Source organism: Jatrophihabitans sp., assembly GCF_051960575.1.
In the GTDB taxonomy this organism is placed as follows: domain Bacteria; phylum Actinomycetota; class Actinomycetes; order Mycobacteriales; family Jatrophihabitantaceae; genus JBQCEE01.
In genome coordinates this window covers 1-26472 of sequence record NZ_JBQCEE010000261.1, presented here as the reverse complement: position 1 = coordinate 26472, position 26472 = coordinate 1, and the positions used below count along the sequence as shown (strand labels likewise).

The 26472-nt window shown below is 73.5% G+C and carries 23 protein-coding genes; 13 read left to right on the top strand and 10 right to left on the bottom strand.

Translation table 11 applies throughout. The features are described 5' to 3' along the window. Positions 1 to 132 precede the first annotated feature (132 nt). The 7 genes from ACTHMS_RS14950 (at position 133) to ACTHMS_RS14920 (ending at position 10141) form a co-directional block, all read left to right on the top strand. Positions 133 to 1932: a SpoIIE family protein phosphatase gene (locus tag ACTHMS_RS14950; RefSeq protein WP_440307468.1), complete on the top strand. Its 1800-nt coding sequence runs from the start codon at positions 133 to 135 to the stop codon at positions 1930 to 1932. 70 nt (positions 1933 to 2002) lie between these two features. Next, a complete protein-coding gene (pafA, locus tag ACTHMS_RS14945) occupies positions 2003 to 3364 on the top strand; it encodes a Pup--protein ligase (RefSeq protein ID WP_440307467.1) in 1362 nt (453 codons plus the stop codon). 105 nt (positions 3365 to 3469) lie between these two features. Next, complete coding sequence (locus tag ACTHMS_RS14940) at positions 3470 to 4462, top strand: helix-turn-helix transcriptional regulator (protein ID WP_440307470.1); 993 nt, start codon at positions 3470 to 3472, stop codon at positions 4460 to 4462. Next, positions 4459 to 5409, top strand: coding sequence for a helix-turn-helix transcriptional regulator (locus ACTHMS_RS14935; RefSeq protein WP_440307466.1), 951 nt, complete (start codon positions 4459 to 4461; stop codon positions 5407 to 5409). The genes ACTHMS_RS14940 and ACTHMS_RS14935 overlap by 4 nt, the downstream gene beginning before the upstream one ends. A gap of 17 nt (positions 5410 to 5426) precedes the next feature. After that, the gene (gene tatC, locus ACTHMS_RS14930; protein ID WP_440307465.1) at positions 5427 to 6338 is read left to right on the top strand and encodes a twin-arginine translocase subunit TatC; all 912 of its coding nucleotides are present in this window, start codon (positions 5427 to 5429) and stop codon (positions 6336 to 6338) included. A gap of 35 nt (positions 6339 to 6373) precedes the next feature. Continuing rightward, a complete protein-coding gene (locus ACTHMS_RS14925; RefSeq protein ID WP_440307464.1) occupies positions 6374 to 9118 on the top strand; it encodes a DEAD/DEAH box helicase in 2745 nt (914 codons plus the stop codon). A gap of 105 nt (positions 9119 to 9223) precedes the next feature. Then, positions 9224 to 10141 (top strand): hypothetical protein, encoded by a 918-nt coding sequence (locus ACTHMS_RS14920; protein ID WP_440307463.1) that lies wholly within the window; start codon positions 9224 to 9226, stop codon positions 10139 to 10141. A 134-nt stretch (positions 10142 to 10275) separates the two neighbouring features. Here the strand turns inward: ACTHMS_RS14920 and ACTHMS_RS14915 are convergent, their stop codons facing one another. Then, positions 10276 to 11175, bottom strand: coding sequence for a 5'-3' exonuclease (locus ACTHMS_RS14915; protein ID WP_440307462.1), 900 nt, complete (start codon positions 11173 to 11175; stop codon positions 10276 to 10278). A gap of 4 nt (positions 11176 to 11179) precedes the next feature. Next, positions 11180 to 12196, bottom strand: coding sequence for a LacI family DNA-binding transcriptional regulator (locus ACTHMS_RS14910; protein ID WP_440307461.1), 1017 nt, complete (start codon positions 12194 to 12196; stop codon positions 11180 to 11182). Positions 12197 to 12288: 92 nt separating this feature from the next. Between ACTHMS_RS14910 and ACTHMS_RS14905 the strand changes: the two genes are divergently transcribed. From ACTHMS_RS14905 to ACTHMS_RS14895, 3 genes are read left to right on the top strand one after another with little or no spacing between them, the layout of a single operon-like run. Next, a complete protein-coding gene (locus ACTHMS_RS14905; protein WP_440307460.1) occupies positions 12289 to 13860 on the top strand; it encodes an amidohydrolase in 1572 nt (523 codons plus the stop codon). Between the two features lie 55 nt (positions 13861 to 13915). Next, entirely contained in the window at positions 13916 to 15502 is a 1587-nt protein-coding gene (gene lnt, locus ACTHMS_RS14900; protein WP_440307459.1) for an apolipoprotein N-acyltransferase, read from the top strand. After that, positions 15499 to 16269 (top strand): polyprenol monophosphomannose synthase, encoded by a 771-nt coding sequence (locus tag ACTHMS_RS14895; RefSeq protein WP_440307458.1) that lies wholly within the window; start codon positions 15499 to 15501, stop codon positions 16267 to 16269. Before lnt ends, ACTHMS_RS14895 begins: the two co-directional genes overlap by 4 nt. A gap of 97 nt (positions 16270 to 16366) precedes the next feature. Here ACTHMS_RS14895 and ACTHMS_RS14890 read toward each other — a convergent pair whose 3' ends face one another. Continuing rightward, the gene (locus tag ACTHMS_RS14890) at positions 16367 to 16714 is read right to left on the bottom strand and encodes an RNA polymerase-binding protein RbpA (protein ID WP_440307457.1); all 348 of its coding nucleotides are present in this window, start codon (positions 16712 to 16714) and stop codon (positions 16367 to 16369) included. A gap of 296 nt (positions 16715 to 17010) precedes the next feature. Here ACTHMS_RS14890 and ACTHMS_RS14885 point away from each other — a divergent pair, with 296 nt between their 5' ends. Further along, on the top strand, positions 17011 to 17445 hold the full coding sequence (locus ACTHMS_RS14885) for a DUF4267 domain-containing protein (RefSeq protein WP_440307456.1): 435 nt from the start codon (positions 17011 to 17013) through the stop codon (positions 17443 to 17445). 24 nt (positions 17446 to 17469) lie between these two features. Here the strand turns inward: ACTHMS_RS14885 and ACTHMS_RS14880 are convergent, their stop codons facing one another. The 6 genes from ACTHMS_RS14880 to ACTHMS_RS14855 form a co-directional block, all read right to left on the bottom strand. After that, entirely contained in the window at positions 17470 to 18177 is a 708-nt protein-coding gene (locus ACTHMS_RS14880) for a thymidine kinase (protein ID WP_440307455.1), read from the bottom strand. Positions 18178 to 18211: 34 nt separating this feature from the next. Next, on the bottom strand, positions 18212 to 18979 hold the full coding sequence (locus tag ACTHMS_RS14875; RefSeq protein ID WP_440307454.1) for a glycerophosphodiester phosphodiesterase family protein: 768 nt from the start codon (positions 18977 to 18979) through the stop codon (positions 18212 to 18214). Continuing rightward, entirely contained in the window at positions 18976 to 20094 is a 1119-nt protein-coding gene (locus ACTHMS_RS14870; protein ID WP_440307453.1) for an Rv0361 family membrane protein, read from the bottom strand. Before ACTHMS_RS14870 ends, ACTHMS_RS14875 begins: the two co-directional genes overlap by 4 nt. 91 nt (positions 20095 to 20185) lie before the next feature. Further along, positions 20186 to 21727 (bottom strand): acyl-CoA synthetase, encoded by a 1542-nt coding sequence (locus ACTHMS_RS14865; protein ID WP_440307469.1) that lies wholly within the window; start codon positions 21725 to 21727, stop codon positions 20186 to 20188. Positions 21728 to 21846: 119 nt separating this feature from the next. Then, positions 21847 to 22680, bottom strand: a complete 834-nt coding sequence (locus ACTHMS_RS14860) for an SDR family oxidoreductase (RefSeq protein WP_440307452.1) — start codon at positions 22678 to 22680, stop codon at positions 21847 to 21849. A 76-nt stretch (positions 22681 to 22756) separates the two neighbouring features. Continuing rightward, the gene (locus tag ACTHMS_RS14855) at positions 22757 to 24097 is read right to left on the bottom strand and encodes a cytochrome P450 (protein ID WP_440307451.1); all 1341 of its coding nucleotides are present in this window, start codon (positions 24095 to 24097) and stop codon (positions 22757 to 22759) included. 72 nt (positions 24098 to 24169) lie between these two features. Here ACTHMS_RS14855 and ACTHMS_RS14850 point away from each other — a divergent pair, with 72 nt between their 5' ends. Then, entirely contained in the window at positions 24170 to 24829 is a 660-nt protein-coding gene (locus ACTHMS_RS14850) for a TetR/AcrR family transcriptional regulator (protein ID WP_440307450.1), read from the top strand. Here ACTHMS_RS14850 and ACTHMS_RS14845 read toward each other — a convergent pair whose 3' ends face one another. Further along, positions 24830 to 25231, bottom strand: coding sequence for a VOC family protein (locus ACTHMS_RS14845; protein WP_440307449.1), 402 nt, complete (start codon positions 25229 to 25231; stop codon positions 24830 to 24832). It abuts the gene before it with no gap. A 208-nt stretch (positions 25232 to 25439) separates the two neighbouring features. Between ACTHMS_RS14845 and ACTHMS_RS14840 the strand changes: the two genes are divergently transcribed. Then, positions 25440 to 26276 (top strand): C40 family peptidase, encoded by an 837-nt coding sequence (locus ACTHMS_RS14840; protein ID WP_440307448.1) that lies wholly within the window; start codon positions 25440 to 25442, stop codon positions 26274 to 26276. Positions 26277 to 26472 lie beyond the last annotated feature (196 nt).

The following is a 26472-nucleotide window of genomic DNA, read 5'->3' as shown; positions in this document are numbered from 1 at the left end:
GCCGAGATCACCCAGGTCGCGATCCAACTGCTGCCGAGCCGGCTCACCGTGCTGTCCCTCGACGTCTGACACCGACGGTCCACCGCACGCCAGGACGCCGACGAATCGGCATCCGGACGCCCGCATGGCACCATGAGCGGAGTCGGCCTCGCCGTGTCGGCGCTGACCGACAGGGGTGACGGCGTGATGCAACCTCCGGGCGAAACCATCGCCGACGTCTCGTTCGACCGATATGCGCGGCTCGTGCGCAGCGCCCTCGGCGTGCCCACCGCGCTGGTGAGCATCGTCGAGCCGGCCCGGCAGATCTTCCCGGGGGCCGTCGGGCTGCCCGAGCCGTGGCAGGCCCGGCGCGAGACGCCCCTGTCGCACTCGTTCTGCCAGCACGTGGTGGCCGACGCCGAACCGCTCGTGGTCACCGACGCCCGCACCGATCCGCGGGTCGCCGGGAATCTCGCGATCACCGAGCTGTCGGTGATCGCCTACGCCGGGTTCCCGCTCGTCGACTCGACGGGTGCCGTCATCGGCGCGCTCTGCGCGATCGACTCCCGGCCGCGCGACTGGACGCAGGCGCAGCTCGCCGTCCTCGAGGACCTCGCCGCGGCCTGCTCGACCGAACTCGTGCTGCGGGCGACCCGTCGCCGCGCCGAGGAGGCGGAGGTGCGCGCCCGGGCCTCGGCCGACCGGGCCCGCGCCCTGCTCACCCTGAGCGAGGACCTCGGCCGCACCGTCCAGGTGCCCGACATCGCGCTCGCGCTGCAGCACGCCGCGCAGCACGCGCTCGGCGCGGCGCTGGCCGGGCTGTGGGTGTACGACGACACCGCCGACCTGCTGCGCTGGGTGCAGCACGCCGAGCTCTCGTGGCCGCAGGCGGAGCGCCGCCGCGAGCTGCCGATGCTGCCGGGCTCGAGTCCGGCGGTCGACGCCGCGCTCGAAGGACGCATGGTGCTGTTCGGCTCCGAGGTCGAGCGGGTGGCCGCATACCCGCGGTCGGCCTCGCGCGACGGCGAGCTGCCGCTCGAGGCCACGGCGTACCTGCCACTGCTCATGGCCGGCGAGGCGTCCGGGGCGCTCGCCGTGGTCTGGCGCGAGCCGCGCGGCTTCAGCCCAGACGACCGCGCGCTGCTGCAGGCGCTGAGCACCTACACCGGGCAGGCCGTGCAGCGCGCGCGCCTGCTCGAGCAGCGCACCACCACCGCGCTGGTGCTGCAGCGCGCCATGCTCACCGAACTGCCCACCGCCGGCCCGCTCGAGATCGATGCGCGCTACCTGCCCGCGGCGGCGGACGACCTCGTCGGTGGCGACTGGTACGACGCCCTGACACTGCGCGACGGGTCGCTCGCCGTGACGATCGGGGACGTCATCGGCCACAACATCGACGCCGCGGCACGCATGGGCGCCCTGCGCAGCATGCTGCGCAGTCTCGCCTGGGACCGCGACGAACCGCCCTCGGGCATCGTCCAGCGGCTCGACGACACGCTGCGGGGCACCCGGACGGCGACGCTGGCCAGCGTGGTGCTCGGGCACTTCGTGCCGGCGCCCGAGCCGGACTCGTTCTGCTTCGAGTGGACGAACGGGGGGCACCCGCCGCCCCTGCTCGTCAGCGCCGAGGGCCGCGCGCGTCTGCTCGACGGCCACCGGGCCGAGCCGCCGCTCGGCATCGTCCCGGGCGTCCGGCGCAGCGACCAGACCGTGGTGCTGCCGCCCGGCGCCACGCTGGTGCTGTACACCGACGGCCTGATCGAGCGGCGCGACGAGGACATCGACGCGGGCCTGGCCCGGCTGGTCGCGGTCACCGAGCGGCAGGCCGGCAAGCCGCTGCCCGACCTGCTCGACACCGTGATCGCCGAGCTCGTCGACGGCCGCCCCGTCGACGACGTCGCTGTGGTGGCCGTGCGGGTACGCCACCCGGACGAGACCGACCCGACCCGCTGAGCACGCCTGTGCAGCGGTGCATCCGGCGCCTGGAAGCCTAGGCTGGGGTCCGGGACGACGGAGGAGATCCATGCAGAAGCGCATCGTCGGGATCGAGAACGAGTACGGCGTCACCTGCACCTTCCACGGGCAGCGGCGTCTCTCGCCGGACGAGGTCGCCCGCTACCTGTTCCGCCGCGTCGTGTCCTGGGGCCGCTCGTCCAACGTCTTCCTCAAGAACGGCGCCCGGCTCTACCTCGACGTCGGCAGCCACCCCGAGTACGCGACGCCCGAGTGCGACTCGCTCGAGTCGCTGGTCGCGCACGACAAGGCGGGCGAGCGCATCCTCGAGGGCCTGGTCGTCGACGCCGAGAAGCGGCTGCACGACGAGGGCATCGCCGGCGACATCTACCTGTTCAAGAACAACACCGACTCGGCGGGCAACAGCTACGGCTGCCACGAGAACTTCCTGGTCGGACGCCACGGCGAGTTCTCGCGGCTGGCCGACGTGCTGATCCCGTTCCTCGTCACCCGGCAGCTGATCTGCGGCGCCGGCAAGGTGCTGCAGACGCCGCGCGGCGCGGTCTACTGCATCAGCCAGCGGGCCGAGCACATCTGGGAGGGCGTCTCGTCGGCCACGACGCGTAGCCGCCCGATCATCAACACCCGCGACGAGCCGCACGCCGACGCCGAGCGCTACCGCCGGCTGCACGTCATCGTCGGCGACTCGAACATGAACGAGTCGACGACGATGCTCAAGGTCGGCTCGGCCGACCTCGTGCTGCGCATGATCGAGCAGGGCGTCGTGTTCCGCGACCTCACCCTCGAGAACCCGATCCGGGCGATCCGCGAGATCAGCCACGACATGACTGGGACGCGTCCGGTGCGCCTCGCCGCCGGCCGCACCGCGTCGGCGCTCGAGATCCAGCGCGACTACTACAGCCGTGCGGTCGACTTCATCGCCAAGCAGGGCGGCGACGACCCGATGGCCAAGCGGGTGCTCGAGCTCTGGGGCCGCACCCTGGACGCCGTCGAGCGGCAGGACCTCGGCCTCATCGACCGCGAGATCGACTGGGCCACCAAGTTCCAGCTGATCGAGCGCTACCGCGGCAAGCACGACCTGCCGCTGTCCAGCCCGCGCGTCGCGCAGCTCGACCTCGCCTACCACGACATCTCGCGCACGCGCGGGCTGTACTACCTGCTGCAGAAGCGCGGGGCGGTCGAGCGCGTCGTCGGCGACCTGGCGATCTTCGAGGCCAAGAGCGTGCCGCCGCAGACGACGCGCGCGAAGCTGCGCGGCGACTTCATCCGCCGGGCGCAGGAGAAGCGGCGCGACTTCACCGTCGACTGGGTGCACCTCAAGCTCAACGACCAGGCCCAGCGCACCGTGCTGTGCAAGGACCCGTACCGTGCCGTCGACGAGCGGGTCGAGAAGCTGATCGCGTCCATGTAAATCGAAATTTCGGTCGGCATCGCTCGCGACGTGCGAGAGGATGACTCCATGACGGAGACGCGCACGGTCAGACGGCGCGCGCGGACGGGGATGAGTTTCGAGGAGATGGCGGCTCGACGCACCGAACGGCTGGTCAATCTCGTCATCTGCCTGCTCTCGACGCGGCAGTTCCTGACGGCCGAACGCATCCGCGCCGCGGTGCCGGGCTACGACCCCGACCCGGGCGCCATCGGCACCCCGACGGGCGATGCCGCGTTCAAGCGCACCTTCGAGCGCGACAAGGCCGAGCTCCGTGAGCTGGGCATCCCGCTCGAGACCGGCCGTAACAGCGCCTTCGAGACCGAGGACGGCTACCGCATCCCGCGGCGCGACTACGAGCTGCCCGAGATCGAATTCGACGCCGCCGAGGCCGCGGCCGTCGGCCTCGCCGCCCGTCTCTGGCAGTCGGCGACACTCGGCGAGTCGGCCCGCCAGGCGCTCATCAAGCTGCGTGCGGCCGGTACCGAGGTGCGGGCGGCCGACACCCCCGGCGCGATGCCGCAGCTCGACGCCGGCGACCCGGCGCTGCCGCCGCTCATCGACGCCGCGCGACTGGCCCGGGTCGTCCGCTTCGACTACGTGAAGTCGGGCTCGGACGTCGCCGAGACCCGCGAGCTCGAGCCGTGGGGCGTGCTGTCGTGGCACAAGCGCTGGTACGTCGCCGGCTTCGACCGGGCCCGCGGCGGGGCGAGGTCGTTCCGGCTGTCACGCATCGTCGGCCCGGTGCGCGAGGTCGGCGCGCCCGGCGCGTTCGAGCGGCCGCACGACGTCGACCTGCTCGCGATGGTGGCCGGCCGCAGCGACGACGACCACGTCGCCAAGGTGCGGGTCACCGGGGCGGGCGGCGGGCAACTGCGCCGGCTGGCGTCGTCCGACACCGACGGTGTGCTCACCATCGGCTACCAGGACACCCAGTGGCTGGCCCGCATCATCGTCAGCGCGGGCGCCGCCGCCCGGGTGCTCGAGCCGCCCGAACTGGTCGACGCCGTCGTGGCCCGGCTCCGGCTGATCGCCGGCGCGACCGACGCTGCGGCGCATGTCAGCGGGGTCCTGTCGTGAGCGGCGAACAGGACCGTCTGCCGCGGCTGCTGGCCCTCGTCCCGTACCTGCAGGCGCGACCGGGCATCCCGGTCGAGGAGGCCGCGGCCGACTTCGGCATCAGTGACGAGCAGCTGCGCAAGGACCTGCAGCTGCTCTGGCTCTGCGGCCTGCCCGGCCACTCACCGGGCGACCTCATCGACCTCAACTTCGAGGGCGACACCGTCTCGGTCATCTTCGACGCTGGCATGTCGCGTCCGCTGCGGCTCACCGCCGAGGAGGCGCTCGCCCTCGTCGTCGCGCTGCGCACGCTGCTCGAGACGCCGGGGATCGCCGACGACGACGCGATCCAGCGGGCGCTGGCGAAGGTCGAGGCCGCCGCCGGCGGCGGTGTCGACGGCAGCACGGTCACGGTGAGCCTGGACGAGGAGGAGCGGGCGCTGCCGGCGCTGCAGCGCGCCGTCGACGAGCGGCGCGCGCTGCGGCTGCGCTACTACACGCCCGCCCGCGACGAGGTGAGCGACCGCGTCGTCGACCCGGTGCGGCTCGTCCGTGCCGACGGCCGCGCCTACCTCGAGGCGTGGTGCCGCATGGTCGAGGGCATGCGGTTGTTCCGCGCCGACCGGATCGAGGCCGTCGAGGTGCTGGACGAGCCCTCCCGCCCGCCCGCCGAAATCGAGCTGCGCGACCTCTCCGAGGGTGTCTACGCGCCCGCGGCCGACCATCTGCTCGTCGAGTTGCGGCTCGGCGCCGCCTACGCCTGGGTCGCCGACTACTACACGATGGAGGACGTCACCGACGAGCCCGACGGCGTGCTGCGGGTGCGGCTGCGCGTGGCCGATCCCGGCTGGGTGCGGGCGCTCGTGCTCGGTGCCGCGGGCGCGGTGACCGTGCTGGCGCCGGGCTGGCTGGCCGACTCGATCAGGGCTGAGGCCGAGGCCGCGCTGGCCGCCTACGCCGCCGGCTGACCGTTACCCTCGAAGCCGTGGCATCCGTGGCCGGCAGCACCCGGCGGGCGAGACGACGTCGTCCGAAGAACCCGGACGGCCGCATGCCGGTGATGGACCACCTGCGCGAACTGCGCCGGCGGATCCTCACCATCCTGGTGCTCGTCGCGGCCGGCGCGGTGCTCGGCTGGTTCCTCTACCCGCAGACCCTCGAACTGCTGCGGCACCCGTACTGCAACGTGCCGGCGAAGTTCCGCTACACGCCGAGCGGTGAGGGCTGCGTGCTGATCTACCACGGCGTGCTCGACGGCTTCACGACCCGGCTCAAGGTGTCGGTCATCTCGGGCGCCGTCTTCACCGGACCGCTGTGGCTCTACCAGATCTGGGCCTTCATCACGCCTGGCCTGCGTCGCAACGAGCGCAAGTACACGATCGTCTTCATCATCGCCTCGACGGTGCTGTTCGCCGCCGGCATGGCGCTCGCGTACACCGTGCTCGCCAAGGGCCTGCGGTTCGTGCTCGAACAGGCGGGCAACGGCACCCAGGCCCAGCTCACCGTGAGCGACTACATCAGCTTCGTCACGTTGATGCTGGTGGTCTTCGGCGCCGCCTTCGAGGTGCCGCTGATCGTGGTGATGGCGAACTTCGCCGGGGCGCTGCCGGCGCGGCTGCTCAAGCGCAGCCAGCGCATCGGCATCTTCCTGATCTTCCTCTTCGCCGCCGTGGCGACGCCGTCGACCGACCCCTTCACCATGTGCGCCATGGCCATCCCGATGGTGCTGCTGTTCGAGGCGGCGGTGGTCATCGCCATCGTCCACGACCGGCGCAAGGCGCGCCGCAAGGCGGCCGAGCGCGAGCAGGCGAAGCTCGACGACACCGTCGCGTCCGAGATCGACGCCATCCCGCAGCCGCTCGAACCGCCCACGTCGGCCTGGGCCGACACCACCTGACCCGGCCGCACCGCCGGACGACATAGCCTGGACGCATGCCGTCGCCGAGCGAGTCGTACGCGGCGGCGCGCCGCCGGGGTCGCCACCCCGCCCTCACCGCGTTCCGGGCCGAGTACCCGTTCCGGCTCGACGAGTTCCAGGTGCAGGGCTGCGAGGCGCTCGAGGACGGGTACGCGGTGCTGGTCTGCGCGCCGACCGGCTCGGGGAAGACCGTCGTCGGCGAGTTCGCGGTGCACCTCGCGCTCGCCGCCGGGCAGAAGTGCTTCTACACCACGCCGATCAAGGCGCTGTCGAACCAGAAGTACAACGACCTCGTCGCCCGCCACGGCGCCGCGAACGTCGGCCTGCTCACGGGGGACAACGCCATCAACAGCGAGGCGCCGGTGGTCGTGATGACCACCGAGGTGCTGCGCAACATGCTCTACGCCGGCAGCCGCACTCTCACCGACCTCGGCTACGTCGTCATGGACGAGGTGCACTACCTGGGCGACCGGTTCCGGGGCGCCGTGTGGGAGGAGGTGATCATCCACCTGCCCGCATCGGTGCGGCTCGTGTCGCTGTCTGCGACGGTGTCCAACGCCGAGGAGTTCGGCGAGTGGCTGATCTCGGTGCGCGGCGAGACGCAGGTGATCGTGCACGAGGAGCGGCCGGTGCCGCTCTGGCAGCACGTGCTCGTCGGGCCGCGCCTGTTCGACCTCTTCGGCCCGAACGGTCGCAGCGACACACTCGGGTCGCAAGCTCCCCTCGTCGTCAACCCGGAGCTGCTGCGCCACGCGCAGGAGAAGCGGCGCCAGTTCGACGCCGTGCCCGGCGGGCGGGGACGGGGGCAACGGCACTGGCGGCCGCCCCTGCGTCCGGACGTCATCGCCCGCCTCGACCGCGACGGCCTGCTGCCGGCGATCACCTTCATCTTCAGCCGCGCCGGCTGCGACGCCGCCGTGCAGCAGTGCATCGCCGCGGGTCTCTGGCTCACCGACGAGCCCGAGCGGGCGCAGATCGACGCGATCGTCGACGAGCGCACCGCCGGCGTGCCGCCGGAGGACCTCGACGTGCTCGGCTTCTGGGACTTCCGCGAGGGGCTGCGGCGCGGCATCGCCGCCCACCACGCGGGCCTCATCCCGGCGTTCAAGGAGACCGTCGAGGAGCTGTTCGTCCGCGGGCTGGTTCGCGCCGTCTTCGCCACCGAGACCCTGGCGCTCGGCATCAACATGCCCGCGCGCACCGTCGTGCTCGAACGGCTCACCAAGTTCAACGGCGAGACGCACGCCGACGTCACGCCGGGGGAGTACACCCAGCTCACCGGCCGGGCCGGGCGACGCGGCATCGACATCGAGGGCCACGCCGTCGTGCTGTGGGCGCCTGAGGTCGACCCGCAGCGTGTCGCCGGCCTCGCGTCGACCCGCACGTACCCGCTGCGGTCGTCGTTCCGGCCCTCGTACAACATGGCCGTCAACCTGGTCGACCAGATGGGACGCGTGGCGGCGCGGCAGCTGCTCGAGGCGTCCTTCGCCCAGTTCCAGGCCGACCGCGCCGTCGCCGGGCTGGCCAAGCAGATCCGCCGCAACGAGGCGACGCTGGCCGAGTACGCCGACCAGCTGCGCTGCCACCTCGGCGACTTCGCCGAGTACGCCGACCTGCGCCGGCAGCTCAGCGAGCGCGAGGGCGCCCAGGCACGGTCGCAGTCGCAGCAGCGGCGCGGGGCGATCGTCGCCTCGCTCGAGCAGCTGCGCCGCGGCGACGTGATCCGCGTGCCGCGCGGCCGCCGCGCCGGCATCGCGGTCGTGCTCGACAACGGCGCGCGGGTCGACGACGACCCGCGTCCACTGGTCATCACCGACGGCCGCTGGGCCGGCCGGCTGTCGTCGCTGGACTTCCCGGCGCCGGTGACCCCGCTCGCCACCCTGCGGCTCGCCAAGCACCTCGACCACCGCTCGGTCGCCGAGCGCCGCGACACCGCCAACCGGTTGCGCAGCCTCGACCTGCCGCCGGCCGAGCGCCCGTCGCGCCGCGGTGACGCGCCGGCCGAGGACCGCGAGATCACCCGGCTGCGGGCCGCGCTGCGCGCCCATCCGTGCCACCAGTGCGCCGACCGTGAGGCGCACGCGCGCTGGGCCGAGCGGCACGCCCGGCTCGCTCGCGAGAACGACGCGCTGCGTCGCCGCATCGAGGGCCGCACCGGCTCGCTGGGCCGCACCTTCGACCGCATCTGCACGCTGCTCGAGGCCCGTGGCTACCTCAGCGGCGAGGAGGCGACGCCCGAGGGACGCCGGCTCGCCCGCATTTGGTCGGAGGCCGACCTCGTCGTCGCCGAGTGCCTGCGCGACGGCGCCTGGGACGCCCTCGACCCGGCGGAGCTGGCCGCCGTCGTGTCCAGCCTGGTCTACGAGCCGCGGCGCGACGAGCCGCTCGTCGACCGCATGCCGAGCGAGCGCATCCGCGACGCCCTGGCGCTGACCGGCCGCATCTGGGGCGATCTCGCCGACGACGAGACCGAGGCCGGGCTGCCGCGGTCACGCGACCCGCAGCCCGGGTTCGTGTGGGCGGTGTTCCGCTGGGCGCGGCAGGACCGCCTCGACCGGGTGCTGACGACCGCCGCCCAGCACGGCACGGAGCTGTCGGCCGGCGACTTCATCCGCTGGTGCAAGCAGGTGCTCGACCTGCTCGACCAGATCGCCTCGGCGCCGGAGGTCGGGGGCTCGACCGCACCGATCGCCGCCGTCGCCCGCGCGGCGATGACGGCGGTGCGGCGCGGCGTCGTCGCACAGAGCATGCAGGCCTGAGCCGCCGACGATCTCCGCGTCGCTCGGCGTGACCTGCCCACCGGCCGACGGCGCAGGCGCTAGCGTTGGGCGACCGACTGGCCCGACCACGGAGGAACGGCGACGATGAGCGATCAGGGCACCCCGGGCGAGCAGCAGCCATGGACGCCGCAGCCGCCTCCGCAGTCCGAGCCGCCGGCGTCCGAGGGCGATGCGCCGGACGCGACCACGGTCATCCCGCACCTCCCCGGTGACGGCTCGGCGCCCGGCTTCGGCGCGACGCCGTGGGGCGGCCCGCAGGGCCAGGCACCCGGTCAGTCGCAGCCGGGTCAGTCGCAGCCGGGGCAGTCGCAGCCGTACGGGCAGTACGGCCAGCCGTCCCCGTCGTCCCCGTCCCCGTCCTACGGCCAACAGCCGTCGTACGGGCAGCCACCGTCGGCGTCCTACGGCCAGTACGGGCAGGGCGGCTACGGCCAAGCGCAGGAGCCGGCGTCCGGCCAGCAGTACGGGCAGCCGTCCTACGGGCAGCCCGCGGGCGGTCAGCAGTACGGCCAGCCCGCCGGTCAGCAGTACGGACAGCCGTCCTACGGCCAGCCCGCCGCGCAGCCGTACGGTCAGCCCGCGGGCCAGCAGTACGGCCAGCCGTCCTACGGGCAGCCCGCCGGCCAGCAGTACGGCCAGCAACCCTATGGCCAGCAGTACGGCGACGCGGCGCCCGCCTACGGCGGCTACCCGCAGCAGTCGACGCCCGCGCGGAAGGGCCGCGGCGGCCTCTACGGCATCATCGCGGCGGTCATCGTGATCATCGCGGCGGCGGTCGTCCTGCTGTTCGTGTTCGTGATCAACGCGGACAAGAAGCTGAGCCACACCGCCGTCGAGCAGTACATCAGCCAGAACTTCAAGGTCTCCGGCGTCACCTGCAACGGCGGCTCGGACTTCACCATGAAGCACAACGGCGACAGCTTCCTCTGCAAGGACAGCACCGGCACCACCTACACGGTGACCATCACGAACAAGGACGACGGCCACTACACCGTCAAGTGACGCCGGACGCCGTCACCGAGTCCCCGACACCCGATGATCTCGGGAGAACCCCGGTCCTGACCCGGGTTCTCCCGAGATCATCGCTGTGGAGGGGACGCGGGCGCCGGATGCCGGATGGCCGGATGGTGCGTCGATCAGGCGAGGGCGGACGCGATCGCTTTGCGCATGCGCTCGACGGGGGCCTCGATGCCCAGCTCCGCGGCGAGAGCGGCCAGCCGGTTGGGATCGCGCGGCGCGGCGGGCAGGTCGTCGGCGACGTCGTGCAGCGCGACGTCGGTGCGCCCGCGGACGGCGCCGGGCGCGCGGGACAGGTACTCGGCGGCGGCCCTCACCTTCGCCGCCGCGCCGGCGGGGAAGCCGTCGTCGCCGGCGTGGGCGGCGGCGAGGATGTCCTCGACCGCGCCGAACCGGGTCACCAGCGCCGCGGCCGTCTTCTCGCCCACGCCCGGCACGCCGGGCAGGCCGTCGCTCGGGTCGCCGCGCAGCACCGCGAAGTCGGCGTAGTGCGCGGCGGGGATGCCGTACTTCGCCTGCACCCCGGCGGCGTCGAGCGCCTCCATCTTCGCGATGCCTCGCCCGGTGTAGAGCACGGTCACCCGGTCGGTGGCGACGGCGAGCAGGTCGCGGTCGCCGGTGACGACCTCGACCGGGTCGGTGTCGCGGGCGGCGAGGGTCGCGATGACGTCGTCGGCCTCGAACCCGTCGGCACCGGCGCACGCGAGCCCGAACGCGCCGAGCACGTCGAGCAGCGCCGTGATCTGCGGGGCCAGCGTCGGCGGCATCTGCTCCGACCCGTCGGGGTTGGCGCGGTGCGCCTTGTACGACGGCACCAGCTCGACGCGGAACGCCGGGCGCCAGGACAGGTCGAGGCAGGCCACCCAGCGGGTCGGCCGCCGGCGCTCGACGAGCATCGCCGCCATGTCGAGGAAGCCGCGCACGGCGTTGACCGGTCGTCCGTCCGGAGCGGTCACCGACTCGGGCACGGCATAGAACGCGCGGAACCACAGCCCGGCCGCGTCGACCAGCATGAGCATGCGGTCAGATCACCGACCGCGAGGCGTCCGTGCTGCCGCGCACCACGACCTCGGTCTCGAGCACGGCGTCGCCGCCGTCGGCCTCGGTCGAGCCGGTGATGGTGGCGAGCAGCCGCAGGGTGATGTCGAGCGCCTGCTCGGCGACCGGCTGGTGCACGGTGCTGAGGTCGAAGAACTCCGACAGCGGCTGGTCGTCGAAGCCGATGATGGCGACGTCCTCGGGCACCCGCAGCCCCGAGCGCCGGAAGGTGCGCAGTGCGCCGTAGGCCATCTCGTCGCTCTCGGCGAAGAAGGCGGTCGGGGGGTCGGGCAGGGCCAGCATCCGCTCGGCCGCGGCGGCCCCGCCCTCGGGGGTGAAGTAGCCCAGCACCTCGAGCTCGGGACGCCACTCGATGCCGGCGTCGGCCAGCGCGGCCCGGTAGCCGTCGCGGCGGTGCAGCGGCGGGGTGAACCGCATCGGGTCGTCGGCGTCGCCGCCGATGAGCCCGATGCGGCGGTGGCCGAGTGACACGAGGTGCTGGACGGCCAGCCGCGAGCTCGCGTCGTCGTCGATGCGGCTGGACAGGAACCCCGGACGCGGCAGCCCGAGCAGCCCCACCGGCCGGTCGAGTGCGGTGAGCTGGTCGAACTCCTCGTCGGTGAGCACGAGGCTCGCGACGAGCAGTGCGTCGACGCGCTTGCGCACCGGCATCAGCTCGAAGAACCGGGCGCGCCCGTCGGCGTCCCCGAGGTTGTAGAGCAGCAGGTCGAACCCGGCCTTGCGCAGGGCGCTCTCGACGGTGTCGATCACCTCGCCGAAGAACCACTTGTTGACGAACGGCACGACCAGCCCGATCGTCGCCGTGCGCCCGCTCGCCAGCCGGGCCGCGAACGGCGAGGCGACGTAGTTCAGCTCGGACGCCGCGCTGAGCACGCGGTCACGAGTCGTGGCGGCGACGTCGGGCAGTCCGCGCAGGGCGCGCGAGACGGTGGCGATGGAGACCCCGGCCTTGCGCGCGACGTCCTCGATGCTCGCGACCATCGCACCTCCTGTCGACGACCGGCCTGTGTGGCTGCAAACGTTACCGCCGCACCCCGCCGATCACCGACAGCGCCGCTGGCAGACTCGAGCACATGCCCACCCTGTTCCGCAACGGGCGCGTCTACACGACCGCCGCCTTCGAGGTCACCGCCTTCGTCGTCGACGAGGGCACGATCACCTGGATGGGCACCGAGGAGGGCATCGGCCAGTACGCCGGCACCGAGGTCGTCGACCTCGAGGACGCCTTCGTGACGCCCGCCTTCGTCGACGCGCACGTGCACACCACGGCCACCGGGCTCGAGCTCACCGGGCTCTCGCTCGCCGGCGCGGCCTCGCTGGCCGAGGCGCTGGACGCGGTCGCGCGCGCCGCCCGCGCGAACGGCGGCCGACCGATCGTCGGCGGCGGCTGGGACGACACCGGCTGGCCCGAGCAGCGGCCGCCCACCGCCGCCGAGCTCGACCGGGCGAGCGCCGGGGGAGCGGTGTACCTGGCGCGTGTCGACGCCCACTCGGCGGTGGTCAGCTCGGCCCTCGCCGCGGCCGTGCCCGGCCTCACCGCCCTCGCCGGGTGGACGCAGGACGGCCTGGTCACCGGCGCCGCCCACGACGCGGCCCGCAGCGCCGCGTACGCCGGGCTCACCGCCGGCCAGGTGCGTGCGGCCCAGCTCGCCGCGCTGCGGCACGCCGCGTCGCTCGGCATCGCCTGCGTGCACGAGATGGGCGGCCCGGCGATCAGCAGCGAGGACGACCTGCTGAGCCTGCTGGCGCTTGCGCGCGAGGACGACGCCCTGCCCGAGGTGATCGGCTACTGGGCCGAGCTCGGCGCGGTCGCGAAGGCTCGCGAGCTCGGTGCGGTCGGCGCTGCGGGTGATCTGTTCTGCGACGGCTCGCTCGGGTCGCACACCGCCGCGCTGCGCGAGGCCTACGCCGATGACCCGGGCAACCGCGGCTCGCTGCGCTTCGCGACCGAGGAGCTCACCGAGCACGTGCTCGCCTGCACCGAGGCGGGGCTGCAGGCGGGTTTCCACGCGATCGGCGACGCCGCCGTCGACCAGGTGCTCGACGCGGTCGAGGCGGCCGGCGCCCGGCTCGGCCGGGCCGGCGGCGCCGGGCATCGGATCGAGCACGTCGAGATGGTGCGCGACGCGAAGCGGCTCGCGGCGTCCGGGCTCATCGCCTCGATGCAGCCGATGTTCGACGCGCACTGGGGTGGCCCTGCCGGCATGTACGCCACCCGGCTCGGCGCGGCCCGAGCCCTGGACCTGAACCGGTTCACCGAGCTCGCCGCCGCCGGCGTGCCCCTCGCCTTCGGGTCGGACGCCCCGGTCACCGCGCTCGGCCCCTGGGCCGCCGTGCGGGCCGCGGCGTACCCGCACGACCCGGGCGCTGCGATCAGCCCCCGGGCCGCCTTCGCCGCCCACACGCGCGGTGGCTGGCGGGTCGCCCGCCGCGACGGCGAGGGCATGCTGATGCCCGGTGCGGCGGCGACCTTCGCCGTCTGGCAGGCCGGCGAGCTCGCGGTCGACTCGCCGGACGAACGGGTGTCGCGCTGGAGCACCGATCCGCGCTCGGCCGTCCCGGGGTTGCCCGACATCCGTCCGGGCGTCGACCTGCCCGTGTGCCGGGCGGCCTACCGCCGCGGCCGGGTGCTGTTCACCCGGTGAGCCGCGGCGTGCCCGCAGGCGGCGTCCGGCGGGTCCCTGCACGGATACTGGTGCGATGCGCGCCGTGACCGCCCCGTTCGACCGGCGCTGGGCCGTCCTGGTCGCGGTCGCGGGCGGTCTGCTGGCGGTGCTGGCCTTCCCGCGGTTCGACGTGTGGCCCCTGGCCTTCATCGGCGTGGCCGCGCTCTCGGTGGCCGTCGAGGGCCGCACCGCCCGCACGGCAGCGTGGCTCGGGTACCTGCACGGCCTGGCCTTCCTGCTGCCGCTGCTGCACTGGACCGGCATCTACGTCGGTCCGGTGCCATGGCTGATCCTCTGCGTGGCGCTGGCCGGCTTCTTCGCCCTGCTCGGCGCGGTGCTGGCGGTGCTGCAGCGGCTGCCCGGCGCCCCGCTCTGGGTCGGCACCGCCTGGGTGCTGCAGGAACTGCTGCGCGACCGGCTGCCGTTCGGCGGCTTCCCCTGGGGGCGGCTCGCGTTCAGCCAGGCGGCGTCGCCGCTGCGCTGGTTCGCCGCCCTCGGTGGCGCCCCGCTGGTGACCTTCGCCGTGGCGGTCGTCGGCGGCCTGCTCGCTGCGGCCGTCCTGCGGCTGACCTCGGCGCCGGCCCGGCGCCGCGCCGTCGCGCTCGGCGCGGGGGCCGTCGTCGCCGGGCCGCTCCTCGGGCTGCTGCTCGGTGCCGTGCTCGCACCCGACGCCCGCCCGGCGACGCTGCAGGTGGCGCTCGTCCAGGGCGGCCTGCCGAACAAGGGCCTCGCCTTCGAGGACCGCGCCCGGCAGGTGCTCGACAACCACGTCCAGGGCACCCTGGCGCTGGCGGCGGACGTCGCCGCCGGCCGCCGCCCGCAACCCGACCTCGTGCTGTGGCCCGAGAACGCCTCGGACGTCGACCCGATCAGCGACCCGCTCGCCCGGGCCGAGGTCGAGCGGGCGGTGCAGGCCGTGCACGTCCCGATCCTGGTCGGCGCGATCCGGTCGACGGGCGACGAGAAGTACCGGCTCAACGAGGGCATCCTGTGGTCGCCGTCCACCGGCCCGGGCGCCACCTACGTCAAGCGGCACCCGGTGCCGTTCGGCGAGTACATCCCGCTGCGGTCGATCGCCGAGCGGATCAGTCCGGACGCGAAGCTGGTGGCCAACGACATGGTGTCCGGCCGCGGCGACGGCCTGCTGCGCGGCGGCCCGGTGCCGCTCGGTGACGTCATCTGCTTCGAGGTCGCCTACGACTCGCTCGTGCAGAGCTCGGTCGCCGCGGGGGCGCAGGTGCTCGTCGTGCAGACCAACAACGCGACCTTCGGGCACACCGCCGAGACCTACCAGCAGCTCGCGATGGCCCGGCTGCGCGCGGTCGAGACCGACCGCACCGTGCTGCAGGTGGCGACCACGGGCAAGTCGGCGGTCATCGACCCCGACGGCACCGTCGCGCAGGAGTCCGGGCCGCTGTTCTCGGTCGACGTGCTCTCGGCGGCGATCGCGTCGCGTACCGACCTCACCCTCGCGGTGCGCGTCGGGGCGGCGCCTGAGTGGGTCCTGGGGACGATCGCGGCGGCCGGCGTCGCGTGGGCGATCGTCGCGGGACGACGGCGGCGTGACGGGTACGTTGCTGAGCGACGACCAGGAGTCGAGAAGGAGTGGGCCCAGACATGACGGCCGGTGAGCTCGGGCGCGTGCTGGTCTGCGTGCCCACCTACAACGAGCGCGACAACCTCGAGATCCTCGTCGGTCGACTGCGGGCAGCGGTCCCGGACGCCGACGTGCTGGTGATCGACGACGGCAGCCCCGACGGCACGGGCAAGATCGCCGACGCCCTCGCCGACGACGACCCGCGGGTGCACGTGCTGCACCGCACCGAGAAGAACGGCCTGGGCGCGGCCTACATCGCGGCCTTCGACTGGGGCATCGACGAGGGCTACGACGTCATGGTCGAGATGGACGCAGATGGCTCGCACCCGCCGGAGCAGCTGCCGCGTCTGCTGCACGCGCTCGGCCACGCCGACGTCGTCCTCGGCTCGCGCTGGGTGCCCGGCGGCCGGGTCGAGAACTGGCCGGTGTCCCGGCACGTGATCTCGCGGGCCGGGAACCTCTACACCCGCGCCCTGCTCGGCGCCGGCGTCAAGGACATCACCGGCGGTTTCCGCGCCTACCGCCGCGAAGTGTTGGAGGGCATCGACTACGCCCACGTCGCCTCGCAGGGGTACTGCTTCCAGGTCGACCTGGCGTGGCGGGCGGTGCGGGGTGGCTACCGCGTCGTCGAGGTGCCGATCACCTTCGTCGAGCGCGAGCGCGGCGAGTCGAAGATGAGCCAGGACATCGTCCGCGAGGCCCTGCTGCGGGTCACCGAGTGGGGTGTCGCGCACCGTCGCGAGCAGCTGCGGGCCGCGGTCGACCGTCGCCGCGCGCGTCGCGCGGGCTGACCGACCGCGGGCCGGCCCGCGGGGCGGTGACTCCGCCGGAACGACGAAGGAGCCGCCCCCGAAGGGGCGGCTCGTGTCGGATGCCGGGTGCTGCGCGTCAGGCGGACTTGGTGCCGCGCCGGGCGCGGAGGACGTCGAGGCGCTCGGCCAGGACCTCCTCGAGGTCGGCGATCGTGCGCCGCTCCATCAGCATGTCCCAGTGGGTGCGGGCGGGCTTGACCTTCTTCTGCTCCGGCTCGGGGCCGTCGATGAGCAGCGCGGCGGTGCCGTCGAGCCGGCACTCCCACGTGGTCGGGATCTCCGCCTCCTCGGCGAACGGCACGTGGAACTCGTGGCCGCGGGCGCAGCGGTACGCGGCGATGTTGCGCGGCGCCGGCTCGGTGCCGTACTCGGTCTCGTAGCTCACGGCGCCCAGGCGCGTACCGCGAAGGACTCGGTCTGCCATGGCGGCCTCCTGACTGATCGAACGTCCGGCTCACTGGGATCGGACGGGGTGTGCTCGTGGATTCGTGCCCACAGTGGCTGTCGGTCTTCCATCGGCCGAGCTGCTGCGGACTTCACGATCTGTTCACGTCAACGACTGGCGTGTCGTGATGATTCCCGGGCCGGAACGGCCGGAAACGGCCATGATGCCGCGTCCGGGGCCTGGGTGCCCGTCCGCCTCAGGGCCGTGCCAGTGCGACCCCTATCGTCGAAGGACCGGGCCGTCGGCGCCCGGGCCGGCGCCCCCGAGGAGACCCCGTGCTGCTGAGCCCCGTCCCGCTGCCCCTGCGCCTCGTCGCCACCCTGCTCGACCGGGCCAGCGCCCCGCGTCCGGCCGCGTTCGGCTTCGGTGCCGGACGGGTCGCCATCGGTGCCGTCGCCATCGCCGCGCCCGAGCCCGCCTCGCGGCTGCTCGGGCTCGACACGGCGACGGCCCGCCGCGCGGCGATCCTCGCCCGCATGGCGGGCGCGCGCGACGTCGCGATCGGCGCCGGCACCCTCGCGGCGGCGCTGCGCGGCGGCTCGCTGGCCCCGTGGCTGCTCGCGGGCGCGTTCGCCGACGCCGCGGACGCGACCGTCGTGACGATGGCGCTGCAGCAGCGGCAGGCCCGCGGGCCGGTGCCGCTCGGCACGGCGGTGGGTGCCGCCGGCTCGGCGCTGCTGGGCGTGCTGGCGGCGGCCCGCGCACGCTGACCGCCGGTCGGACGGCGGGGACCGTCAGACGTCGAGCGCGAGCTGGCCGCGCAGCGGCGCGGGGCCGAGGTCGCCTGCCCGGTGGTGCCGGCGGCAGAGCACCTGGTAGTGCGTCGTCGACTCGTCCGCCGGCGCGGTGTCGGCGACCACGACCGTCTCGCCGTGCCGCACCACCCGCCCGTCGACGACACGCGCGTTGAGCCGCGCGGGACGCCCGCACCAGCACAGCACCTCGACGTGGACCACGTGCACCTCGTCGGCGAGCTCGAACAAGCGCTTCGCGCCCGGCAGCAGCAGGGTGCGGAAGTCGGTGGCCAGGCCGAAGCAGAAGACGTCGACGTGCGCGTCGTCGACGAGCTCGGCGAGCTGGTCGACGTGCTCGGTGGTGAGGAAGCCCGCCTCGTCGACGACCAGGTAGTCGACCGCCTCACCCGCCGCCCAGTGCTCGCGGACGAGCCGCCGCACGTCGGTGTCGTCGTCGAGCTCGATGGCCGGACGGCTCAGCCCCACCCGCGTCGTGATCATCGGCTTCTGCGAGCGGTCGTAGCGGGTGAGCAGCAGCCCGCGGCGGCCCTGGCGCGCCTGGTTGTGGTCGACCTGCAACGCGAGCGTCGACTTGCCGCAGTCCATCGGGCCGTGGAAGAAGAGCAGCCGGGCGTCCATCGGCGCCGAGCGGCGGTTGCCGGCGGCAGGCACGGCGACCAGCGCCCCGGCGGCTCCGTCCTCGACCATCGGCGACCACCCTAGTGGCCGGCCGGCGAGCGGCTCAGCCGCCCACCGGCCAGTGCCCCCGCTCGACGAGCACGTCGCGCAGCACGTCGGCGGCATCGGTCATGAGGCCGTCGACACCCAGGTCGAGCAGCCGTTGCATCTCGGCGCGGTCGTTCACCGTCCAGACGTGGACGTCGAGGCCGGCGGCGTGGGCGGTGGCGACCAGCCGCTCGTCGACGACGGCGAGGCGGCCGAGTCGGGCCGGCAGCTGGGCGCACCGGCCCGCGTAGGGGCCGGGGTGACCGCGGCGCAGGAGCACCGCCTCGCGCGGGCCGAGACCGGTGCAGAGCCGCGGGCCGAACGCCGCCCGTGCGGTGGCGATGCGCCGGTCGGCGAAGGCGTTGACGCAGACCCGGTCGAGCGCTCTCGTCGCGCGCAGCACGTCGAGGGTGGCGCCGATGCTGTGTGCCGCCTTGAGGTCGAGGTTGATGCGGACGTCCTGCCACGCCGCGAGCAGGTCGTCGAGGCGGGGGATCGGTTCGCGGCCGGCGATCCGGGCACGCCGCACCTCGGCCCACGGCAGGCGGTCGATGCGTCCGCGCCGGTCGGTGACCCGGTCGAGGCTCGCGTCGTGGAAGGCCAGCGCGACGCCGTCCGCGGTCACCCGCACGTCGGTCTCGAGGTAGCGGTAGCCGAGGGCGACGGCGCGCTCGAAGGCGGCCATCGAGTTCTCGGCGCCGTCGGGGGCGAACCCGCGGTGGGCGAACGCGATCGGACGCGGGGCGTCCAGGAACGGGAAGCGGTGTGCGGTCGCGACGATCAACCGACCTCGACCTTGGTGACGTAGTAGTGGCCGTCCGGCTCCTTGCTCACCGTGACGGTCACCCGCTTCGTCCCGGTGAACAGGTACGGGCCGGTGCCGGCGATCGTGCTCGCGTCCGGCTCGTATTGACCGCCGTCGAGCGACTGCGCGACCGACGCGGGCACGGCGTCGTGGTAGACGCAGGTCTGCGCCAGTTGGGCCTGGCCGATGCTCGCGGCCTCGACGTAGAACGCGGCGGCAGCGACCGGCTGCGAGCTGACCGACGCGCACGCGTTGCCGAACGACGGGATCGACGGCACGCCGGTCGGCAGGGCCGGGATGCTGCTCGGCACGCCGGGGATGTTCGACGGCAGGCTCGGCGCCGAACTCGGCAGCGACGGTGCGCTGGACACGCTGCCGCCGCCCGAGCCGCTCTGGTCGGTGAACGCGTTGCTGCGGCTGACGCAGACCTTCCAGTCCGAGCCCTCCTTGGTGAGCACGAACGGGAAGGTGACGCTCTGCCCGGCGGCGGTGAGCGAGATGCGCGCGGTGCCCGTCGAACCGGAGGTGGTCACGGACGTGACGCTGAAGTTCTTCGCCGCCGCCTGGGCGCCGCTGATCTTGGCGTCGAGGCCGCTGTCGGCGAGGTCCTGCTTGCAGAGATTGGCCTTCACCTGGCCGAGGTCGCCCTTGTTGAGGCCGGTGACGAACGCGGCCGCCGCCTGCTTCGCGCTGGTGCCGCTCGAGTCGCTGCCGCTGAACACGACGTAGGCGCCGATGCCGAGCGCAGCGACGACGACGAGGGCGACGATGCCGAGCAGCAGCCCCCGGTTGCCCCGTCCGCCGGTGCCCGCGCCGGTGCCGCCGGGCGGCGGGAACCCCGGCGGCGTGCCGTATCCCGGCTGCCCGATCTGGGGCTGGCCGTACTGGCCGTACCCCGGGTCGGGCTGGCCGTACTGCGGCTGGCCGTACTGTGGTTGCCCGTACTGTGGTTGCCCGTACTGCGGTTGCCCGTACTGGGGTTGGCCGTAGCCCGGGTCGGGCTGGCCGTACTGCGGTTGCCCGTCCTGCGGCTGGGAGGGGCCGGCACCCGTCGGGTCGTTCCAGTCGTGCCAGGGCTGGTTGCCGTCGGTCATGGCCGTCCTCGCGGGTCGCAGGGGTCGCGGGCGGTGTCGCCCGCCGACGAGAGACGCGAGGACCGTACCGTGATACGTCCGGCGGCGGGGATCAGTGCAACTGCTTGCGCAGCAGCTTGCCCGTGGCGTTGCGCGGCAGCGCGTCGACGAACTCGACGTCGCGCGGCACCTTGTGCCGGGCGAGGTTCGACTTCACGTGCGCCTTCACCGCCTCGGCGTCGAGCGACTGGCCGTCGCGCAGCACGACGAACGCCTTGAGCCGCTGGCCGAAGTCCTCGTCCTGGACGCCGATCACCGCCGCGTCGGCGACCGCCGGGTGCTCGACGAGCAGCCCCTCGACCTCGGCCGGGAAGACGTTCTCGCCGCCCGAGACGATCATGTCGTCGTCGCGGCCGTCGATGTGCAGCAGCCCGTGCTCGTCCCAGTGGCCGACGTCGCCGCTGGAGAGCAGCCCGTCGATCTCTTCCTTGCCGCCGCCGCCGGTGTAGCCGCTGAACTTGAGCCCGCTGCCCACGAAGACGCGGCCGATCGTCCCGACGCCCTTCACGGGCTTCCCGGCCTCGTCGTAGAGCTGCACCCGGCAGCCGACCGGCACGCGGCCGACGGTGCCGGGGGCGAGCTTCCAGTCCTCGGGTGTCGCGACCGCCGCGACGGCCACCTCGGTCGAGCCGTACAGGTTGTAGATGACATCGCCCCACAGCTGCATGGCGCGGTTGCCGGCGTCCGGCGGCAGCGCGGAACCCGCGCAGAAGATGATCCGCAGCGCGGACAGGTCGTACTGCTTGATGACGTCGTCGCCGAGGTTGAGGATGCGCTGCAGCATCGTCGGCACCAGCACGAGCGCCTCGGCGCGGTACTGCTGCATCATCTCGAGCGTCTTCAGCGGGTCGAAGCGGCGCCGCATGATCGTGGTCGAACCGAGCGCGAGGGTCAGCAGGAACTGCGAGAGCCCGGTGCCGTGGAACAGCGGCGCGCCGAGGAAGGTGCGCTCGCGCGGCTGCAGCGGGATGCGGTCGAGGAACTGGGCCGCGGCGAACGGCGAGCTGACCCGGCGGGCCGCGCCCTTCGGCGTGCCCGTCGTGCCGCTGGTCAGCAGGACGATGCTGCCGATGTCCGCCGGCTTCTTCATCGGGGCGTCCGACGCGCGCCGGATGAGGTCCTCGAGGGTGTCGTGCTCCGGCGTCACGCCCTCGTCGACCCACGCGAGGTAGCGCGGCACGCTGCTCGGCACGTCGCCGAGGATCTCGGTGAACTCGGTGTCGTAGACCAGCGCGTCGACGCCCTCGCGCTCGGCGACCGCCGCGAACTGCGGCTTGGCGAAGCCGGTGTTCATCAGCAGGGCCTTGGCGCCGATCTTGCCGGCGGCGAACATCGCGTCGACCAGGCCGCGGTGGTCGCGGCAGAGCAGCGCGATCACCGAGTCCTCACCGAGGCCGCGCACCCGCCACGCGCGGGCGAGGGCGTTCGACCGCTTGTCCAGCTCGCTGAAGGTCAGCTCGCCGAGCTCGTCGACGATGCCGAGCATGTCGGGGTCGCGGTGGGCGGCGAGCTTGAGCGGGCCGGCCGTCATGCCCCACTGCCGCACGGCGGCGAGGCCGTAGAGGGCCTGGTCGGGGCGGCTGATCGGCACCATGCCGCGGCGCAGCAGCACGCCGGCCTCGGCCGCCGTCGTCGGCAGGTGCCGCACCTGCTCGAGCACCTGCTCGAGGCCGCCGAGGTTCAGGTCGGGCAGCAGCTTGGGCACATGTTCTCCTACAGGAAGATGTCGGTCTCGAGCTCGTCGTCGGACGACGCGCTGTACCGATATTCGCTCAGGTCGGTGACGCCCGCACCGCGGAGCACGTCGTCGTCGACGAAGGTGTTGCCGGTGCACTCGCGCGCGGGCTGGGTGAGGATCCAGTGCGCCGCGTCGGCCACGATCTCGGGCCGCCGCGAGACGGCGATCGCCGCGTCGCCGCCGAGCAGGTTCTGCACCGCCGCGGTCGCGATCAGCGTGCGCGGCCACAGGCAGTTGCCGGCGATGCCGGCCGCGCGGTGCCCCTCGGCGACGCCGAGCGTCAGCATCGTCATGCCGAACTTGCTGATCGTGTACGGCGCGTGCTGCGCGAGCCACTTGCGGTCGAGGTTGAGCGGCGGCGACAGCGTCAGCACGTGCGGGTTCTCGGCGCGCGCGAGGTGGGGCAGCGCCGCACTGGTGAGGACGAACGTGCCGCGCGTGTTGATGTCGAGCATCAGGTCGTAGCGCTTGAGCGGCAGCTCGCCGATGTTCTGCAGGGTGATCGCCGAGGCGTTGTTCACGACGATGTCGATGCCACCGAAGGTCTCGACCGTCCTCGCGACCGCCGCGGCGACGCTCTCCTCCTGCCGCACGTCGCCGACGATCGGCAGCGCCCTGCCGCCCGCGGCCTCGATCTCCTGCGCCGCCGTGTGGACGGTGCCCGGCAGCCGGGGGTCGGGGTTGTCGGTCTTGGCCACGATGGCGACGTTGGCGCCGTCGCGGGCGGCACGCACGGCGATGGCGAGGCCGATGCCGCGGCTGCCGCCGCTCATGAGGATGGTCTTGCCGGCCAGGGAGCCTTCGGTCACCGGGTGCGCCTCTCGTCCGCGATCTGCACTGTCGCCGCATCCTGTCACGGGGCTGCGACAGGTTCCGCCGGCGTCGTCACAGCATGGCGAAGCGCACGGGCAGGCCGTCCTTCGGGCGGGGCAGCGACCGCAGGTCGAGCGGCATCTCGTAGTCGCGCGGCACCGACCAGCGGCTGCGCAGCAGCAGCTGGTGCATGATCGCCTTCACCTCCATCTGACCGAAGTACATGCCGATGCACTTGTGCACCCCGTGGCCGAACGGCAGGTAGAGCGAGCGGTGCTGCTTGTCCTCGCGACGCGGCTCGGCGAACCGCTCGGGGTCGAAGCGGTCCGGGTCAGGCCAGTACTCGTGCAGGTGGTGCAGGTTCCAGAGGTGCAGGCTGACGTAGGTGTCGGCGGGGATGCGGTGACCGAGCAGCGTCGTCTCGCGCACCGTGTAGCGCATGACGCCGGGCACCGGCGTGACGATGCGCATCGCCTCCTTCAGACAGAGGTCGAGCGACGGCAGCCGGTCGAGGTCGGCGTAGGTCAGCACGTCGGTGCCGAGGGCGTGCGACTCGGCCCGGCACCGCTCCTGCCACTCGGGGTGCTTGGCGAGGTAGTACGCGAGCGTCGTGAGCGTCGTCGTGGACGTGTCGTGCGCCGCCATGAGCAGGAAGATCATGTGGCTGACGACCTCGTCGTCGGTGAACCGCGCGCCGTCCGGATCGGTGGCGTGGCACAGCGCGCTGAACAGGTCGGGGCCCTCCGTCGCCCGCTTCGCCGGCAGCTGCGGGCGCAGGAACTGCTCGAGCACCTTGCGTCCGGTGAGGCCCTTCGCCCAGCGCAGGCCAGGCACCGGGAAGCGCACGGCGGCGGTCGCGGCGAGCACCGAGTCGTTGAAGGCGACGTTGAGCCGGTCGGCCTCCGGGCCCAGCGGCGCGCCCATGAAGCTGCGGGTGGCGACGTCGAGGGTCAGCTGCTTGATGCGCGGATGGAAGTCGAGCGGGCCGACCCGGGGCCACTGCCGCAGCCCCTGGATGACAGTCTCGTTGAGCGGGCCGAGGTAGCCGGCCAGCCGCTCGGCGGTGAAGGCGTCCTGCATGATCCGGCGGTGCCGGTGGTGCTCGTCGAAGTCGAGCAGCATGAGCCCGCCGTGGAAGAACGGCCCGATCAGCACCGACCAGCCCGGCCCGCTGGCGTACGCGCGATCGCGGTTGGCGAAGACCTCGCCGCACGCGTCCGGGCCGTTCACCGTCACGAATGTCTTCCCGAGCGCGCGCGTCCAGGACACGGGCCCGTAGCGGTCGTAGCGCTCGCGGCTGGCCATGAGCGACCCGTTCGCGAACTGCCACGTGTAGCCGATGAGCGGCAGGCCGGCATCGCCGGGCATGCCGCGCGGGCCGAGGTGACGGGGGTCGTGCAGCAGGAACGCCATCGAACTCCTCCGGAGCGGCTCTTGCGGGAGGACGTTAGTCTGACAACGGGCGTTGTCAACGTTGGAGGGCCGATGTCGACCTACCGGGGTGTGCCCGAGGCCGAGCGGCGTGCGGCCCGGCGCGCGGCGTTGATGGACGCCGCGCTCGACGCGCTGCACGAGGACGGCCTCGCCGCGATCTCGGTGCGCGCGGTCTGCGCGCGCTCGCGGCTCACGCCGCGCTACTTCTACGAGAGCTTCCCCGACCTGGACGCGCTGCTGGACGCCGTCGTCGACGCGATCAGCGACGAGGTGATCGCGGCCGCGGTTGCCGCGGTCGACGGCGAGACGGCCCTGGACGCGAAGGTGTGGGCTGCGATCGACGCGGGCTACGGCGTGGTCGCCGACGACCGGCGCAAGGCGACGGCGGTGCTGATCTGCGCGGCCGGATCGGGGCCCCTCCGGCTGCGGCGCCACGACCTGCTCGTGCGCTTCGCCGAGGTCGTGCTCACCGCCCTGCCCCTCGCGGCCGCCGACTCGGCCGCCGCGCGGGCCGAGGCCCGCCCGCTCGCCCTGTTCCTCATGGGCGGCGCGGCCGAGGTGATCGAGGCGGTGCTCTCGGGCGCGCTGCCGCTGTCGCGCGCGCAGGTCGTCGACCGGCTCAGCCGGCTCTGGCTCGCCACCCTCGATGCGGCCTCCGCCGTCGGCCAGTCGGCCGGCGGCCCGCGCCGTGACCCGCGCGCGGGCGGCTGATCAGTCCGGCGCCGCGGTCGTGAACAGGCAGAACGGGTGGCCGTCCGGGTCGAGGTGCACGACCACCGTCTCGCCGTCGGCGCCGTCGATGTTCGGCTGCACGTCCGCGCGCACGGCCCCGAGCGACTCGGCGAGGCGGCAGGCCGCGTCCAGATCGTCGACGCGGAGGTCGAGGTGGGCCTGCATCTGCTGGTGATCGGCCACCGTCGGCCAGGTCGGGGGGCGGTGCTCGGTCTCGAGCTGGACGGCCAGCGTCGGTCGGGCGGCGTCGGGGGAGCGCAGCGCCACCCAGGTCGGGTCCTCGGCCTTGATCGTCCAGCCGAGCAGGTCGCGGTAGAAGCGGGCGAGCCGGGCCGGGTCGGGCGAGCCGAGGACGAAGCCGGCGAGCTCCACGCGCGTCATGCCGCCAGCCTGCCGCTGCCCGGCACGGAGATCAATTTTCTCGACGTCAGGACTTCAGTCCTGGCGAGAGGGGTCGATCAGTGACCTGACCGAGACCGTTCCGTGACGTTACGCTCGCCGCCGAGCGCCTCCGGGCACGACGCGGATCGGTCGACGGCCGTCCGTCCGTCCGACGGCCACCGCCCTGTCCCCGACGTTCGGACATCTCGTGCCTGTTGCTGTGCCGCCCACCGCCCCGTCCACCGACCGCGTCCGACGTGCGCGCCGGGCCGTCGTCCCGGTCGCCCTCGCGGCCCTCGCCGCGTCGATCGCGACCGCCGCTCCCGCATTCGCCGCGGCCGACCGGCCCACGGTCGGCGGCGTCTTCGCGCCCGCCGTCCGTGGGGCCGCCGTCACGGTGAGCGGCTGGGCCGCCGACCGTGACCGTCCGTCGGCGCCCGTCCGGGTCAGCGTGCTCGTCGACGGTGCGGTGAAGGCCCGCGTCACCACGGCGATCGCCCGACCCCGCGTCGCGCAGGCCTACCACGTCGGGCCGCGCGCCGGGTTCGCCGCCCACCTCACGCTGCCGGCGGGCGCGCACCGCGTCTGCGCGTCGGCGCGCGATCTCGAGACCGGCCGGGCTGCCGCGCTCGGCTGCCGCTCGCTCACCGTCGCCCCGGTGCGCACGTCGTCGACGAGCGGCTCGGTGAACGCGGCCATCGCGCGCGAGGCCGCGAGGTACGTCGGCGCGCGCTACGTCGAGGGCGGCGCCAGCCCGCGCACCGGCTTCGACTGCTCGGGACTGGTCAGCTGGGTCTACGCCCAGGCCGCGCACATCAGCCTGCCGCACTATGCCGAGACGCAGTTCCAGCGCGCCCGGCGCATCAGCGAGGCGGCGGCGCAGCCCGGCGACCTGGTCTTCTTCCACGACGGCGGCGGCTACGTCTACCACGTGGGCATCGTCGCCGGGCACCACATGATGTGGGCCGCGGCCACCCCGCAGGACGGCGTGCGCTACCAGTCGATCTGGTCGTCGGCCGTCACCTTCGGCACCCTCACCCACTGACCAGAGCCCGCTCGTCCCCTGGCGCAGTCATCCGCGGCCCGCGGACATGACTGGGGCGGGGGACGAGCGGGAGGTCACCAGCCGCGCTCGCGCCACTCGCCGAGGTGTGGAGGCGGGGGGCCGCGCGGCGCATAGTTGGAGAGGGCGGGGGTGAAAAAACAAAAAACATGGATCATGTTTCTTAAAATCATATACA

What these genes read in the sequence shown, in the direction of transcription:
- ACTHMS_RS14950 (WP_440307468.1), top strand. Translation starts at nt 133, where the DNA reads ATGAGCGGAGTCGGCCTCGCCGTGTCGGCGCTGACCGACAGGGGTGAC.
- pafA (WP_440307467.1), top strand. Translation starts at nt 2,003, where the DNA reads ATGCAGAAGCGCATCGTCGGGATCGAGAACGAGTACGGCGTCACCTGC.
- ACTHMS_RS14940 (WP_440307470.1), top strand. Translation starts at nt 3,470, where the DNA reads ATGGCGGCTCGACGCACCGAACGGCTGGTCAATCTCGTCATCTGCCTG.
- ACTHMS_RS14925 (WP_440307464.1), top strand. Translation starts at nt 6,374, where the DNA reads ATGCCGTCGCCGAGCGAGTCGTACGCGGCGGCGCGCCGCCGGGGTCGC.
- ACTHMS_RS14920 (WP_440307463.1), top strand. Translation starts at nt 9,224, where the DNA reads ATGAGCGATCAGGGCACCCCGGGCGAGCAGCAGCCATGGACGCCGCAG.
- ACTHMS_RS14915 (WP_440307462.1), bottom strand. Translation starts at nt 11,175, where the DNA reads ATGCTCATGCTGGTCGACGCGGCCGGGCTGTGGTTCCGCGCGTTCTAT.
- ACTHMS_RS14910 (WP_440307461.1), bottom strand. Translation starts at nt 12,196, where the DNA reads ATGGTCGCGAGCATCGAGGACGTCGCGCGCAAGGCCGGGGTCTCCATC.
- ACTHMS_RS14905 (WP_440307460.1), top strand. Translation starts at nt 12,289, where the DNA reads ATGCCCACCCTGTTCCGCAACGGGCGCGTCTACACGACCGCCGCCTTC.
- lnt (WP_440307459.1), top strand. Translation starts at nt 13,916, where the DNA reads ATGCGCGCCGTGACCGCCCCGTTCGACCGGCGCTGGGCCGTCCTGGTC.
- ACTHMS_RS14895 (WP_440307458.1), top strand. Translation starts at nt 15,499, where the DNA reads ATGACGGCCGGTGAGCTCGGGCGCGTGCTGGTCTGCGTGCCCACCTAC.
- ACTHMS_RS14890 (WP_440307457.1), bottom strand. Translation starts at nt 16,714, where the DNA reads ATGGCAGACCGAGTCCTTCGCGGTACGCGCCTGGGCGCCGTGAGCTAC.
- ACTHMS_RS14880 (WP_440307455.1), bottom strand. Translation starts at nt 18,177, where the DNA reads ATGGTCGAGGACGGAGCCGCCGGGGCGCTGGTCGCCGTGCCTGCCGCC.
- ACTHMS_RS14870 (WP_440307453.1), bottom strand. Translation starts at nt 20,094, where the DNA reads ATGACCGACGGCAACCAGCCCTGGCACGACTGGAACGACCCGACGGGT.
- ACTHMS_RS14865 (WP_440307469.1), bottom strand. Translation starts at nt 21,727, where the DNA reads ATGGTGCCGATCAGCCGCCCCGACCAGGCCCTCTACGGCCTCGCCGCC.
- ACTHMS_RS14855 (WP_440307451.1), bottom strand. Translation starts at nt 24,097, where the DNA reads ATGGCGTTCCTGCTGCACGACCCCCGTCACCTCGGCCCGCGCGGCATG.
- ACTHMS_RS14850 (WP_440307450.1), top strand. Translation starts at nt 24,170, where the DNA reads ATGTCGACCTACCGGGGTGTGCCCGAGGCCGAGCGGCGTGCGGCCCGG.
- ACTHMS_RS14845 (WP_440307449.1), bottom strand. Translation starts at nt 25,231, where the DNA reads ATGACGCGCGTGGAGCTCGCCGGCTTCGTCCTCGGCTCGCCCGACCCG.